The 14822-nt window shown below is 62.8% G+C and carries 13 protein-coding genes and 1 pseudogene; 11 read left to right on the top strand and 3 right to left on the bottom strand.

What is annotated here, in order from left to right; translation table 11 throughout:
* The first annotated feature begins 148 nt into the window (after positions 1–148).
* The 6 genes from HX839_RS30815 (at position 149) to HX839_RS30790 (ending at position 6109) form a co-directional block, all read left to right on the top strand.
* On the top strand, positions 149–1816 hold the full coding sequence (locus HX839_RS30815) for an AMP-binding protein (RefSeq protein ID WP_177068179.1): 1668 nt from the start codon (positions 149–151) through the stop codon (positions 1814–1816).
* A gap of 31 nt (positions 1817–1847) precedes the next feature.
* On the top strand, positions 1848–2291 hold the full coding sequence (locus HX839_RS30810; protein WP_087695369.1) for a hotdog fold thioesterase: 444 nt from the start codon (positions 1848–1850) through the stop codon (positions 2289–2291).
* Between the two features lie 98 nt (positions 2292–2389).
* Complete coding sequence (locus HX839_RS30805) at positions 2390–3199, top strand: alpha/beta fold hydrolase (protein ID WP_177021682.1); 810 nt, start codon at positions 2390–2392, stop codon at positions 3197–3199.
* The gene (locus tag HX839_RS30800) at positions 3196–4050 is read left to right on the top strand and encodes an alpha/beta hydrolase (RefSeq protein ID WP_177068178.1); all 855 of its coding nucleotides are present in this window, start codon (positions 3196–3198) and stop codon (positions 4048–4050) included. The genes HX839_RS30805 and HX839_RS30800 overlap by 4 nt, the downstream gene beginning before the upstream one ends.
* Before the next feature lie 102 nt (positions 4051–4152).
* Positions 4153–4971: a DUF4892 domain-containing protein gene (locus HX839_RS30795; RefSeq protein WP_003217171.1), complete on the top strand. Its 819-nt coding sequence runs from the start codon at positions 4153–4155 to the stop codon at positions 4969–4971.
* 73 nt (positions 4972–5044) lie between these two features.
* Complete coding sequence (locus HX839_RS30790; protein ID WP_003217173.1) at positions 5045–6109, top strand: AI-2E family transporter; 1065 nt, start codon at positions 5045–5047, stop codon at positions 6107–6109.
* A 28-nt stretch (positions 6110–6137) separates the two neighbouring features.
* Here HX839_RS30790 and HX839_RS30785 read toward each other — a convergent pair whose 3' ends face one another.
* Complete coding sequence (locus HX839_RS30785; protein ID WP_003217175.1) at positions 6138–7175, bottom strand: cell wall metabolism sensor histidine kinase WalK; 1038 nt, start codon at positions 7173–7175, stop codon at positions 6138–6140.
* On the bottom strand, positions 7175–7939 hold the full coding sequence (locus tag HX839_RS30780) for a response regulator (protein ID WP_032898726.1): 765 nt from the start codon (positions 7937–7939) through the stop codon (positions 7175–7177). Before HX839_RS30780 ends, HX839_RS30785 begins: the two co-directional genes overlap by 1 nt.
* A 290-nt stretch (positions 7940–8229) precedes the next feature.
* Between HX839_RS30780 and pyrF the strand changes: the two genes are divergently transcribed.
* Positions 8230–8928, top strand: coding sequence for an orotidine-5'-phosphate decarboxylase (gene pyrF / locus HX839_RS30775; protein WP_003217180.1), 699 nt, complete (start codon positions 8230–8232; stop codon positions 8926–8928).
* A 154-nt stretch (positions 8929–9082) separates the two neighbouring features.
* On the opposite strand, the gene HX839_RS30770 is transcribed toward pyrF, so the two are convergent.
* On the bottom strand, positions 9083–10090 hold the full coding sequence (locus HX839_RS30770; RefSeq protein WP_177068177.1) for an NADP-dependent oxidoreductase: 1008 nt from the start codon (positions 10088–10090) through the stop codon (positions 9083–9085).
* Positions 10091–10319: 229 nt separating this feature from the next.
* On the opposite strand from HX839_RS30770, the gene HX839_RS30765 reads away from it, so the two are divergent.
* From HX839_RS30765 to HX839_RS31975, 4 genes and pseudogenes are all read left to right on the top strand, one after another.
* Positions 10320–11081, top strand: a complete 762-nt coding sequence (locus HX839_RS30765; RefSeq protein WP_008431261.1) for an SDR family oxidoreductase — start codon at positions 10320–10322, stop codon at positions 11079–11081.
* Positions 11082–11284: 203 nt separating this feature from the next.
* Positions 11285–12709, top strand: a complete 1425-nt coding sequence (locus tag HX839_RS30760) for a PLP-dependent aminotransferase family protein (RefSeq protein WP_134327080.1) — start codon at positions 11285–11287, stop codon at positions 12707–12709.
* A 115-nt stretch (positions 12710–12824) separates the two neighbouring features.
* Positions 12825–13931: pseudogene (locus HX839_RS31980) on the top strand (HAMP domain-containing protein); the annotation flags it as partial.
* Entirely contained in the window at positions 13911–14792 is an 882-nt protein-coding gene (locus tag HX839_RS31975; RefSeq protein WP_371315662.1) for a methyl-accepting chemotaxis protein, read from the top strand. The pseudogene HX839_RS31980 and the gene HX839_RS31975, both read left to right, overlap by 21 nt.
* Positions 14793–14822: the final 30 nt, after the last annotated feature.

Below are 14822 nucleotides of genomic sequence, written 5' to 3'. Positions count from 1 at the left end.
CCGCTGTAAGAGCGGAACCCATTTCAGCCATCACCCAAATAACGGATATACCCCCAAACAGCAGAACTTGCACCCCCCGCGCTCCCATGAAATAGTCAGCCAAGCAAGTGCTTGGTTGGCTACCATCGGAACACAAAGGAGCGCGTCCATGTCTGTCGCTATTCGTTTGCCGCTGCAAGTCTTCTTCGACCGCGAAGCCCGCCACCCACGGCAACGATTCCTGGTTCAGCCCATCAAAGGCGGCGAGGTCCAAACCCTCACCTGGGCCGAAGCCGGTCACCAGGTCCGCTGCGCCGCCCACTGGCTGCGAGCCCGCGACCTGCCCCAGGGCTCCCACATCGCCCTGATCTCGAAAAACTGCGCCCACTGGATCATCGCCGACCTCGCCATCTGGATGGCCGGCCACGTCTCGGTCCCGCTCTACCCCAACCTCACCGCCGACTCCGTCGCCCACGTACTCGAGCATTCCGAAGCCGCACTGGCATTTATCGGCAAACTGGACGACTGGCCCGCCATGTCCGCCGGAGTAAAGGCCGACCTGCCCACCATCAGCCTGCCGCTGTGCCCCGATGGCGAATTCGATTTCACCTGGGCCGACCTGCAAGCCTGCTCACCCATTCAGGACAACCCCGCGCCCGCAGCATCCGATCTAGCCACCATCATCTACACCTCCGGCACCACCGGCCTGCCCAAGGGCGTGATGCACAGCTTCGGCGCGCTGGCCTTCGCGGCCATCCGCGGCACTGAACTGTTCGGCCTGGGGGAGGGCGACCGCTTGCTGTCCTACCTGCCGCTGTGCCACGTCGCCGAACGCATGTTCGTGGAGATGGCCTCGATCTACACCGGACAGACAGTATTTTTCGCCGAGAGCCTCGACACTTTTCTGACAGACCTCAAACGGGCGAGGCCAACAGCGCTGTTCGGCGTACCGCGGATCTGGACCAAATTCCAGATGGGCGTCTATAGCAAAATCCCCCCGAGCCGCCTCGATACCTTGCTGCGCCTGCCCTTCATCGGCAAACGGGTCGGCCACAAAGTACTCGCCGGGTTGGGCCTGGACGCTGTGCGCGTGGCGATCTCCGGCGCAGCCCCCGTGCCCGAAGCACTGTTGGTCTGGTATCGCCGGCTGGGCCTGGATGTGCTGGAGGTTTATGGCATGACCGAAAGCTGCGGCTACTCCCACGTGTGCCGCCCCGGCCAGCAGAAACTCGGCTGGATAGGCCCGCCATGCCCGGACGTCGAAGTACGCATCGGTGACGACGGCGAAGTCCAGGTACGCAGCGGCGCGACCATGCTCGGTTATTACAAGGACCCGGCAAAAACTGCCGAGACCCTCACCGCCGACGGCTTCCTGCGCACCGGCGACAAGGGCGAGCAGGGCACCGATGGCCGCCTGCGGCTGACCGGGCGGCTCAAGGAAATCTTCAAGACCAGCAAAGGCAAATACGTGGCCCCGGCGCCGATTGAAAACCGCCTGGCCGAACATGCACGCATCGAGCAGGTGTGCGTGGTGGGCGATGGCTTGAGTGCGCCCATGGGCCTGTGCGTGTTATCTGCCGTGGGTCTGCAAGATGCCGCAGGCGCTGGGCGCCAGGCTTTGCAGGGCAGCCTTGAACGCTTGCTGGAAGAGGTCAACCAAGTGCTCGATAAACATGAGCGCTTGCGCCAACTGGTGGTGGTGAAAGACAGTTGGGCGGTGGAAAACGGTTTTCTCACGCCGACCTTGAAGATCAAGCGCAACGTGATTGAATCAGCCTACGGGTCGCAGTTCCTGGCCTGGAGCGAGCGCTCCGAAGCCGTGCTGTGGCAGGATTGAGCACTGACATAAAACCAATAAGGACCGATCAATGAGCCTGTGGCGCACCCAACCGAATATCGAGCAACTGAATGCGATTCAGAAAAACACCATCGGTGAAGTACTGGATATCCGCTTTGAACGTTTTGACGACGAGTCCCTGACAGCCAGCATGGTGATCGACCACCGCACCCATCAACCCTACGGCCTGCTGCACGGCGGCGCGTCGGTGGTACTCGCGGAAACCGTGGGCTCCATGGCCAGTTACCTGTGCATCGACGCCAGCAAGTTCTATTGCGTTGGCCTGGAAATCAACGCCAACCACCTGCGCGGCCTGCGCAGCGGGCGGGTGACGGCGGTGGCCAAGCCTATTCACATCGGACGCACCACCCACGTATGGGACATTCGCCTGACCAGTGATGAAGGCAAGGCCAGCTGCGTATCGCGCCTGACCATGGCCGTGGTGCCGCTGGGGGAGAACCCGCCGGCCCGATAGGCGTGGCGTGAGTGTCATCATTCCTGGCAGTTACAGTCATTGCCGTGACTGCCCGGTCTGGGGAGAATCAACACTCTGTTTACGGTGATGGATCAGGTATGTCGCAGCACGTGTTTTTCGCTCACGCCAATGGCTTTCCTTCGGCGACCTACGGCAAATTGTTTGCCGCCCTGGCCCCGGAGTACGCCGTCGCGCATTTGCCGCAGCACGGTCACGACCCCCGGTTTCCAGTGGATGACAATTGGCAGAACCTGGTGGACGAACTGATCCACCACCTTGAGCAACAACCGGAGCCGGTGTGGGGCGTGGGCCATTCGTTGGGTGGTGTGCTGCACCTGCATGCGGCCATGCGTAGCCCGCAGCTGTATCGCGGGGTGGTGATGCTGGATTCGCCGGTACTGACCCTGGCCGATCGCTGGGTGATCCGCGCGGCCAAGCGTTTCGGCTTTATCGACCGGCTGACCCCGGCGGGGCGCACCCTGGGCCGTCGTGAAGAGTTCGCCGACCTGGCGGCTGCGCGCCAGTACTTCTCTGGCAAGACCTTGTTTCGCGGCTTTGATCCCGACTGTTTTGATGCCTACCTGCAACACGGCCTGGAACCGGTGGGTGATCGCCTGCGCCTGCGCTTTGATCCGGCCACCGAAATCAGCATCTACCGCGGCGTGCCCCACACCAGCCCCGGCCAGGCCCGGCAACTGAAAGTGCCGCTGGCGGTGGTGCGTGGTCGCCAGAGCCGGGTGGTGATGCGTCACCATGCCAGCGGCGTGGGGCGCATGCCCATGGGCGAAATGCTGACCATGCCCGGCGGCCACATGTTTCCCCTTGAACGCCCACAGGACACCGCCACTTTGATCAAGAACCTGTTTGCCCGTTGGGAAGCTCGCCAGCGCGAGCGCAGTTGCGCATGACTGCGCCCGTCGAAGAAGTCCGCCTGGCGCTGCCGCACATCGAGTTGGCGGCGCATCTGTTCGGCCCTGAAGACGGTTTGCCGGTGATTGCCCTGCATGGCTGGCTGGACAACGCCAACAGCTTTGCCCGGCTGGCACCGAAACTCGATGGCCTGCGCATCGTCGCCCTGGACATGGCCGGCCATGGTCACTCGGCCCATCGACCCGCTGGCGCCGGTTATTCCCTTTGGGATTACGTCCACGACGTGCTGCAAGTCGCCGAACAACTCGGGTGGAAACGTTTTGCATTACTTGGCCACTCCCTCGGCGCCATCGTTTCCCTGGTGTTGGCCGGCGCCTTGCCGGAGCGGGTGACGCACCTGGGATTGATTGATGGCGTGATCCCGCCGACCGGCACCGCAGACAACGCCGCCGAACGCCTCGGCATGGCGTTGCAGGCGCAAATGAACCTGCAGGACAAGCGCAAGCCGGTGTACAGCACCCTTGATCGCGCGGTGGAAGCGCGGATGAAAGGCGTGGTGGCAGTCAGTCGTGAAGCCGCCGAACTGCTGGCCCAGCGTGGCTTGATGCCCGTGCCGGGTGGTTACACCTGGCGCAGCGACAGCCGCCTGACCCTGGCCTCCCCCATGCGCCTGACAGAAGAACAGGCGATGGCCTTCGTGCGCCGAGTCGGCTGTCCGACACAGTTGGTGGTCGCCGAAGACGGCATGTTGGCGAAACATTCCGAATTGCTTTCCGGGCTTCCGTTCCAGGTGACTACCTTGCCCGGTGGCCATCATTTGCACCTGAATGACGAGCCAGGCGCTACCCTTGTTGCAGACTGTTTCAATCGGTTCTTCTCCACGCCTTGACTTGGCGGGGTCAACTGCCGAGGCTGGGCGGATCGAAAGGGAGTCAACCATGAACGATCTCAACACCGCAGCGCACCCCTATGGCCAGGGCGCGCCGATCCGATGAGTATGCCGAAGGGATTTTTCCGTGTTCTGGGGCTGTGCTGTTTCAGCCCGCTGGTGTTTGCCGCCGACGTACCGGGTAGCCAGGACTTGCCCGCCGTGGCCCGTCAGGTCGACGCGCAGATCGTCGACTACCGTCCCGCCGAAGAGAAAGAACGTATCTACCCGCTGGGCTCGATCCGCAAGATCAGCGGCCAGCTGCGTTATGAAGGCCAGGCCACCGCCCGCGGCCAAGCCACTGCCATCACCTACGAACTGCCTGCCGAGCACACCTCCAGCGCCGCCTTTACCGCCACCCGTGAAGCCTTGCAGGCCCAGGGCGCGCAACTGCTGTTCTGGTGCCAGGCCCGTGATTGCGGTGAAAGCAGCCTGTGGGCCAATGAAGTGTTCGGCAATGCCAAGCTGGTGGGCGCCGACGGCCAGCAGGAATACCTGCTGCTGCGCTTGGCGGCCCCGCAGGACAACTCCCTGGTCGCGTTGTACGGCATCACCCGGGGCAATCGACGGGCGTACCTGCACGTGGAACAGATGGACGCCAGCGCACCGTTGGGCGATTTGCTGCCGACCTCCGCTACGCTGCTGCGGGAACTGAAAAGCACTGGCGAGCTGGATTTTCCCAAGCTGGGCGCCGAGCCTGACGCCACCTGGCTCACCCTTATTTCCCGCGGATTGAACCTGGATGCCACGTTGCGGGTCAGTTTGACCGGGCCCACCGCCGAGGCATGGCGCCAGGGCTTGATCGATCAGGGCGTACGTGCGGCGCGCCTGGAAACCGGCACCACCGAAGCCAAGGGTTTGCACCTGCATCTGATACGCTGACCGTTCCAGGGCGAACGGACCCGCGCCGTTCGCCTAAGCTCTTGCTCTTACAGACTTCTTTTCGAGAAACCACATGCTCAATAACGATCGCCTGCTGGTGCAGATCCTGCTGCTGGTGTTGTTTGGTGCCAGCTTCTGGGTGATGGCGCCGTTCTGGTCGGCGCTGTTCTGGGGCGCGGTACTGGCGTTTGCCAGTTGGCCGGTGATGCGCTTGCTCACCCGCTGGCTGGGCGGTCGCGAATCGCTGGCCGCGGGGATCCTGACCCTGGTCTGGATGCTATTGGTGGCGTTGCCGCTGGTTTGGCTGGGGTTCAACCTGGCCGACCATGTGCGCGATGCCGTGGGCCTGATCAAGGATATCCAGGTGGATGGCTTGCCTGCGGCGCCCACCTGGCTCGGCTCCATTCCCTTTGTCGGCGAACGATTGGTGGCGATGTGGGACAGCATCGACCAGCAGGGCGCGGCACTGATGGTCACGTTGAAACCGTACCTGGGACAGGTCGGCAACTGGTTGCTGGCCCGCAGTGCGCAGATCGGCGGCGGCATCCTGGAACTGACCCTGAGCCTGGTGTTCGTGTTCTTTTTCTACCGTGACGGGCCGCGCCTGGCGATGTTTGTGCATCGCTTGCTGGAGCGGTTGATCGGCGACCGGGCGGGCTATTACATCGAACTGGTCGCGGGTACGGTGCAGCGGGTGGTCAACGGTGTGATCGGCACCGCTGCCGCCCAGGCCTTGCTGGCGCTGATCGGCTTCTGGATTGCCGGTGTTCCGGGGGCTTTGGTGCTGGGGATCGTGACGTTCCTGCTCAGCCTGATTCCGATGGGCCCGCCGCTGATCTGGATTCCGGCCACCGCCTGGCTCGCCTGGAAGGGCGACTACACCTATGCGGTGTTCCTCGGTGTATGGGGCACGTTCATCATCAGCGGCGTCGACAACGTGCTCAAGCCCTACCTGATCAGCCGTGGCGGCAACCTGCCGCTGGTGATCGTGTTGCTGGGGGTGTTTGGCGGGTTGATTGCGTTCGGCTTTATCGGCCTGTTTATCGGCCCGACATTGCTGGCGGTGGCGTATAGCTTGTTGACCGACTGGAGTGCCACCCAGGCTCAGGTGCGGCGGGAAGATAAAACCGGGCAGTAATGGTTCCTGCAGGGCGCAGGAACCATTACTACGCCCTTGGCAGCCACATTACGGCGGTAAGGCCGCCGCCCGGAGTTTCCTCCAGGCTCAGCCGTCCACCGAGGCGTTCCACGGCTTCCTTGGAAATCGTCATGCCCAACCCCACGCCACCGGAATTGCGGTTGCGCGAGCCTTCCAGCCGATAAAACGGTTCAAACACCGCCTCGCGTTTATCCGCCGCAATGCCCGGGCCGTGGTCGATTACCTTCACCACCAGCGCCTGCGGAGTGTCCGCGAGTTCGATCCGCGCGGTGCCGGCGTACCGCAGGGCGTTGTCGATCAGGTTGTTCAGGCACGAACGCAGGGCCATCGGTTGCACTTGCAGCGGCGCGCACTCACCACTGCATTGCACATCGGAGCCACGGTCCTGGGCGTTTTCACTCAGGGATTCCACCAGCGCCTGCACATCCAGCCAATGCCGGGTTTCGCTGGTGCGCTGCTCGTGCAGGTAGCTCAGGGTGGCGTCGAGCATGCCGATCATGTCGTCCAGGTCCTGGCGCATCTGGCCCTGCAGCTTGGTGTCTTCGATCTGTTCCAGGCGCAGCTTGAGCCGTGACAGCGGCGTGCGCAGGTCGTGGGACACGGCGCCCAGCATGCGGGCACGCTGGGTGACCTGTTCGCGGATGCGCTTTTGCATCAGGTTGAAGGTCGATGCCGCTTGCCGCGCCTCCCGTGGGCCGGACTCGTTCAGCGGTGGGCTGTCGAGGTCCAGGCTCAGGCGCTCGGCCGCGGCGCTCAGGCGCTGGATTGGCCGGCTGAGCAGCTTGGCGCCGTACCAGGCGGCAATGATCAGCGAGATAAACTGGAAGGTCAGCGGTACCACAGGCCCGCCGAACCAGGGACGGCGATGCTCCTTGGGCATTGGCGTCAGGCTGCCGTCCGGTTGCTCGATGAAGGTCTCGTGGGGCGGAGGGGGCGGCGGGCCATAATGGTGAAACCAGAAGAATGCCAGCGCGTGGGCCAGCACAATCGCCACCAGCAACACGCCGAACAGCCGCCCGAACAGGGTGTTGAAGGCGTTGCGCATCAGCCGATATCTCGGGCGTCGAACAGGTAGCCTTCACCGCGTACGGTCTTGATCAACTGCGGGGCCTTGGGGTCGTCCCCCAGCTTCTGGCGCAGGCGCGAGACCAGCAGGTCAATACTGCGATCAAAGGCCTCGATGGAGCGACCCCGGGCCGCGTCCAGCAATTGTTCACGGCTCAGTACCCGGCGCGGGCGCTCGATAAACACCCACAGCAAACGGAATTCGGCGTTGGACAGCGGCACCACCAGCCCGTCGTCGGCCACCAGCTGGCGCAGCACGCTGTTGAGGCGCCAGTTGTCGAAGCGGATATTCGCCCGCTGCTCGGTGCGGTCATCCCGCACCCGGCGCAGGATGGTCTGGATGCGCGCTACCAGTTCACGGGGCTCGAAGGGCTTGGACATGTAGTCGTCGGCCCCCAGTTCCAGGCCGATAATGCGGTCGGTAGGTTCGCAGCGGGCGGTGAGCATCAGGATCGGGATGTCCGATTCCGCCCGCAGCCAGCGGCACAGCGACAGGCCGTCTTCGCCCGGCAGCATCAGGTCGAGCACCACCACGTCGAAGGTCTCGGCTTGCATGGCCTGGCGCATGGCCGCGCCATCGGTCACGCCGCTGGCGAGAATGTTGAAGCGTGCCAGGTAATCGATCAGCAGTTCGCGGATCGGCACGTCGTCGTCGACAATCAGCGCGCGGGTGTTCCAGCGCTTGTCTTCACCGACAAGCGATGCTTTTTGATCGTCATTCAGCACAGGAGTCAGGGTTTGCATGGTGCGATCATCTACCTGGTTGGCCGCCGGGCCGAAGCTCGGCGGCGAGGTTGTTGCGTTCAGCATAGGCGCCCAGCCCCGGGGCTGGAAGTTCTGTACGATGGTTCACGTGTGCGAGGCTAATCTTCGGGGGTATTGCAGGCATGTCGGGAATGTATCTGTTTCGACACAATTGCCCGGGAGCCCGCAATCTGGCGGCTAAATCGCGAATTACCGATCATCGGATCCCGCAAACCCGCTGCTTGCGCTACAATCCGCGCCGATTTCGACTTGCCTGAGAGCCCATTCCAATGTCCGCCTGCCAGACTCCTATCATCGTCGCCCTGGATTACCCCACTCGTGACGCCGCACTGAAGCTGGCTGACCAGTTGGACCCCAAGCTTTGCCGGGTCAAGGTTGGCAAGGAACTGTTCACCAGTTGTGCCGCCGAAATTGTCGGCACCTTGCGTGACAAAGGGTTCGAGGTGTTCCTCGACCTGAAATTCCACGATATCCCCAACACCACCGCGATGGCGGTCAAGGCCGCCGCCGAAATGGGCGTGTGGATGGTCAACGTGCACTGCTCCGGCGGCTTGCGCATGATGGCTGCGTGCCGTGAAGTGCTCGATCAGCGCAGCGGCCCCAAGCCACTGCTGATTGGCGTGACCGTGCTGACCAGCATGGAGCGTGAAGACCTGGCCGGCATCGGCCTGGACATCGAGCCACAGGAACAAGTGCTGCGCCTCGCGGCCCTGGCGCAAAAGGCTGGCCTGGACGGCCTGGTGTGCTCGGCGCTGGAAGCGCAGGCGCTGAAGACCGCCCACCCGGCGTTGCAACTGGTGACCCCGGGGATTCGCCCGGCGGGCAGCGCCCAGGACGACCAGCGTCGCATCCTGACCCCGCGCCAGGCCCTGGATGCCGGTTCCGATTACCTGGTGATCGGTCGCCCGATCAGCCAGGCGGCCGACCCGGCCAAGGCGCTGGCAGCGGTAGTTGCCGAGATTGCGTGACCTACCGACCTGAAGTGGGCACGGTAAAAAAATGTGGGAGCGGGCTTGCTCGCGAAGGCGGTAGAGCAGTCACCTTATGCATTGACTGTCACACCGCCTTCGCGAGCAAGTCGAACCGTCGCACCGCCGCTCCCACATTTGGTTCTGCGGTGTGTCAGCTGACCTTCAACACCAACTTCCCAAAGTTATCACCGTTGAACAGTTTCATCAGCGTCTCCGGGAACGTCTCCAGCCCCTCGACTATATCTTCCTTGCTCTTGAGCTTGCCCTGAGCCATCCAGCCGGCCATTTCCTGCCCGGCAGCGGCAAAATTCGCCGCGTGGTCCATCACCACAAACCCTTCCATGCGCGCACGATTGACCAGCAGTGACAGGTAGTTGGCCGGCCCTTTGACAGCTTCCTTGTTGTTGTACTGGCTGATGGCGCCGCAGATCACTACGCGGGCTTTCAATGCCAGGCGGCTGAGCACGGCATCGAGAATGTCCCCGCCGACGTTATCGAAATACACGTCCACACCTTTCGGGCACTCGCGCTTGAGGCCGGCATGCACGTCTTCGTTCTTGTAGTCGATGGCTGCATCAAAACCCAGTTCATCCACCAGGAACCTGCATTTGTCGGCGCCGCCAGCGATGCCTACCACGCGGCAGCCTTTGATCTTGGCAATCTGCCCGGCAATGCTGCCCACCGCGCCTGCCGCGCCGGAGATCACCACGGTGTCGCCGGCCTTGGGCGCGCCGGTGTCCAGCAGGGCGAAGTAGGCGGTCATGCCGGTCATCCCCAGCGCCGACAGATAACGCGGCAACGGCGCGAGTTTCGGATCGACCTTGTAGAAACCCCGCGGCTCACCGAGGAAGTAATCCTGCACACCCAAGGCACCGTTGACGTAGTCGCCCACGGCAAATTTCGGGTTGTTCGATGCGATCACCTTGCCTACGCCCAGGGCGCGCATGACTTCGCCGATACCCACCGGCGGAATGTAGGATTTGCCCTCGTTCATCCAGCCGCGCATGGCCGGGTCCAGGGACAGGTATTCGTTGTGCACCAGCACCTGGCCGTCCTGGGGTGTACCCACCGGCACTTCCTGGTAAGTGAAGGTGTCCCGCGTGGCCGCGCCGACCGGGCGTTTGGCGAGCAGGAATTGGCGGTTGGTATGGGCAGTCATGGCAGCGACTCTTGAGAAGTGGACCTTGAGTGATAGACCCTTCGGGCTGCACCGGCAAGGTGCGCGGCACCTGCGAATGCCCACCGATCCACTGCAATGATAGTGATGAGGGTGCCGTTATCACTGCGGCTCATGGTTCGCCAACCGGGCTTTTGATAGTGCTGACGCGCCGATGGTGGCTCTGGCTAGACTGGGGTCATCGAGCATCCCCATCGAAGGAACATCCACCATGAGCATGACATTTTCCGGCCAGGTCGCCCTGGTGACCGGTGCGGCCGCCGGCATTGGCCGCGCCACTGCGCTGGCGTTCGCCGCTGAAGGCTTGAAAGTCGTAGTCGCCGACCTGGACGCGGCTGGCGGCGAGGGCACTGTGGCGCTGATTCATCAGGCCGGTGGCGAAGCGGTGTTTGTGCGCTGCAATGTCACCCTCGAAGCGGACGTGCAGCAGTTGATGCAGCAGACCGTGGCCACCTATGGCCGGTTGGACTATGCCTTCAACAACGCCGGGATCGAGATCGAGAAGGGCAAGCTGGCGGACGGCAGCCTGGATGAGTTCGACGCAATCATGGGCGTCAACGTCAAGGGCGTGTGGCTGTGCATGAAGTATCAACTGCCGTTGCTGCTGGCTCAGGGCGGCGGCGCCATCGTCAACACGGCTTCTGTGGCAGGACTTGGGGCGGCGCCGAAGATGAGTATCTATGCCGCGTCCAAGCACGCGGTGATCGGCCTGACCAAGTCGGCGGCGATCGAGTACGCGAAAAAGAAAATCCGCGTCAACGCGGTATGCCCGGCCGTGATCGACACCGATATGTTCCGCCGTGCCTATGAAGCCGACCCGCGCAAAGCCGAATTTGCCGCCGCCATGCACCCGGTCGGGCGTATCGGCAAGGTCGAGGAGATCGCCAGCGCCGTGCTTTATCTGTGCAGCGACGGTGCTGCCTTCACCACGGGCCAGGCATTGGCGGTGGACGGTGGCGCGACCGCGATTTAGGAAGTGAGGCGGATGCCATTCAGAAAAGCGTTGGAGGCGCTGTGGGTTTTTTCCGCAGGTGGCCAGATGCCTCACCTGAATGTGTTTCACTAGGTAAATAATTCAATTAAATCAATGATTTAATAAATCTTGATCGCGGCTGTCATTGGGCTTCTGTGCTTAACTGGTTTGGGTTAAATGACAACAGTTTAAGTGAGTGGCTCATGGATTTAGGGATCGATCGACAAGCCCTTGTACCGGTAGTGCAGCAAATCGTCAGTGCGCTGGCCGCCTGGATTCGCGAGAGCGGCGCCAGCCCCGGGACGCGGTTGCCCTCGGTGCGGCAACTGGCCCACGAGAACCTGCTCAGTCAGTCCAGCGTCATCGAGGCGTTCGAGCGGATGGTTGCCCAAGGGGTGCTGGCCTCAAGGCAAGGCGCCGGTTTCTGTGTGGCCCAGCCACCCGCCGAGCGTGGTCTTCGCGGTGAAAACCAATGGTATGAGGGCGCCGAGTCGGGGTGGGGCGCCTTCATCGACAATCAACTGGGCGAACTGAAACTGGGATGCGGCTGGCTGCCGGACACCTGGCGCGAGAGCGACGACATCAGTTACGCGATTCGTGAAGTCACCCGCACCGACACTGCGGCGGTCTTCAACTACAGCACGCCGCTGGGGCTGCCGGCCCTGCGTGAACAGCTGCTCAAGCGCCTGGCGCACATCCAGGTGGCAACCCGGGTCGAGCATATTCTCACCACCCACGGCGCGAGCCACGCCCAGGACCTGCTGATCCGCACGTTGCTCAAGGCCGGCGATACCGTGGTGGTGGAAAGCCCGGGGTACGGCAACCTTTACCGCCAACTGGCCTTTCATGGTGTCAAGCTGCTGGAAGTGCCGCGCACCCGTGGCGGCCCGGACATGCATGCCCTGGAAGCGCTGTTGCGCGGGCACCGGCCCAAGTGCCTGTTCATCAACAGCCTGTATCACAACCCCACCGGCACCAGCCTGTCCCTGGCGGTGGCCGAGCGCTTGCTGCAACTGGCCCATTCCCAGGACTTCTTCATCATCGAGGAGGACGTCTATGGCGACCTGCAACATGCCACGTGCACCCGGTTGTCGGCGTTGCCCCACGAGGACCGGGTGATCTATGTCTCGAGTTTTTCCAAGACCCTCAGCAGCGCCTTGCGGGTGGGGTACCTCACGGCCAGCGGGGCGATCATCGCGCAATTGGCCAGGGTCAAGACCTTGACCGGCATCGGCACCTCGCGGTTTGCCGAGGCGGTGGTGGCGACGTTGCTGGCCAATGGTACCTACCGCAAGTGGGTGCAACGCCTGCGCCGGCGGCTGAGCACGGAAATGGCCATGACCCTGCAGGTGCTGGAAGACGAAGAGTGGGAGGTGTTTGCGGTGCCGGCGGGGGGCATGTTCCTCTGGGCGCGCCCTGGTGTCGGCGACCGTTCCACCGTGCAGGCACGGGCTCGCCGGCTGGGGGTGTTGCTGTCGCCGGGGACGCTTTTCAGCCCGACGGGCGAATCCAGCGACTGGCTGCGCATCAATGTGGCCTACGCTTCTGATCAGCGTGCACTGGCGTTGTTCAAGGCCATGGGGCCGGCAGGATCGACCTCTACCATTCTGAAAACGACGAGGATGTAGCTTTTTGCCATTATTGTGGCGCCAAACCCTTGTATTCAGTGCCCCGGGGTTGCGAATCTCGCTGCATCGAAACCTGGCTTGATGGCATTCGCCATTGCAAGAGGACTCAAGTGCAATGATTTCTGCCGTGCAACGACGTTTTGCCAACCTCGGTATGGCCAAGAAACTGGGCTTGGGCTTTGCCCTGGTACTGCTGTTGACGGCATTGGTGGCCGCGATTGGCGTGTGGTCGCTGCAAACCGTTGGCCAGCGCTTCGAGGGCCTTAAAGCCATGTCGGCGCTCAACAGCGGCTTGCTCAAGGTGCGCTTGATCGAGCAGGACTACGCGCTGCATGCCGACCCCAAGTCGGTGGACGCCTTGCACGAAAGTGTCGACGCGTTGGCGGCCCAGGCGGTAATTCTCAAGGCCCAGTCGCCTGCCAATGTCCCGGTGATGAGCGACGTCGAGCAGGCGCTGGCGGCGTATCGCAAGGCGTTCGATGAGTTTGTCGAGCTGACCCAGACCAAGGACCTGGCGCTGGAAATGGCCAGTTGGTCGGTCTCCAGTGTCGCCAACAACCTTGATGTGTTGCAGGCCGGGCTGGCGGACGACGGCGCCTATGGCCTCAAGGAAAGCCAGGGCAAGGAAGGTGCCGAATTCATCGAGCAGGCGGGGCAGGTCAGCCAGGTCTCGCGCCTGATGCTGCAGGCCATGAACGAAGCGCACGTGCGCCTGGACCAGAGCCGCAAGGGCGATGACGAGAACGCCGAGCAGGGCAAGATCGAGCAGGCCGATCAGGCCCTGGCCCAGGTCGAACAGCTGAAAACCACCGTCAAGGATCCTGGCTACCAAACCGTGCTTAACGAAGTGTCCGGGCATATCGCGGCCTTCAGCGAAAAACTCGGCGAATACACCGGGCTGCTGGCCCAGGAAAAAGTCGTCTACAAGCAGTTGCACGAACGTGCAGCCGAAGTGGTCACCCGGGTCAATCAGGCCTACGACGCAGAAGACCTGTCGATGCAGGCGCAGTTGAAGAAAAGCGCGTTGCTGATCATCGGTTCTTCGGCGTTGGCGTTATTGGTCGGGCTGATTGCCGCGTGGATCATCACCCGTTTGATCGTTGCACCGCTGCGCAGCGTGATTGCAGTGGCCCAGCAGATTGCCGCCGGTGATCTCAGTGGCCGCATGGAAGTCAGTCGTCGGGACGAGATGGGCCAGTTGATGCTCGCGATGCAACAGATGAGCAGCGGCCTGAGCAGCATGGTCAGCGGGTTGCAGGCGGGTATCGAGCAACTGGCCAGCTCGGCCCATTCGCTGTCCAGCGTCACCGAGCAGACCAATATCGAGGTCAGCAGCCAGAAGGAAGAAACCGAGCAGGTGGCCACGGCCATGAACCAGATGACCGCCACCGTGCACGATGTGGCGCGCAACGCCGAAGAAGCGGCCCAGGCGGCGCAGACGGCGGATGACAAGGTCGACAGCGGTCAGCAGGTGGTGCGCCAGAGCTTGCAGCGTATCGAGTTGCTGGCCAGCTCCGCGACCTCCGCCAGTACCAGCATCGAAAGCCTGAGCGCGGAGATCCAGACTATCGGCACCGTCCTTGAGGTGATCAAGAGCGTGGCCGAGCAAACCAACCTGCTGGCGCTGAATGCGGCCATCGAGGCGGCGCGGGCGGGCGAGCAGGGCCGCGGTTTTGCCGTGGTGGCCGACGAGGTGCGGGCGCTGGCCAAGCGCACCCAGCAATCGACCGAGGAAATCGAACGGTTGGTGAGTACCTTGCGCAGCGCTGCGCAGGCTTCGGTGCAGCAGATCAGGCAGAGCGGCGAACTGGTCAAGCTGGCGGTCAGTGATGCCCTGGAAACCGAAAGCGCCCTGGGCAGCATCGCGGCGGCGGTGTCGTTGATCCAGCAGATGAACCAGCAGATTGCCGCAGCGGCCGAAGAGCAAAGCTCGGTGGCCGAGGAAATCAACCGCAGCGTCACCAGCATCCGTGCGAGTGCCGATCAATCGGCGTTGAGCATGCAGGGCAATGCAGCGTCGAGCATCGAGCTGGCGCAGTTGGGTACGGAGCTTAAGGGGATGGTCGGGCACTTCCGCCTTTGATCACCGCAGGCCTGCGGTGATCAAAGGGCA

Origin of the sequence: Pseudomonas sp. I8001 (assembly GCF_013385345.1) — a bacterium.
Lineage (GTDB): Bacteria > Pseudomonadota > Gammaproteobacteria > Pseudomonadales > Pseudomonadaceae > Aquipseudomonas.
The sequence above is the reverse complement of the archived record's forward strand: the minus strand, read 5'-3'. Positions and strand labels throughout refer to the sequence as shown.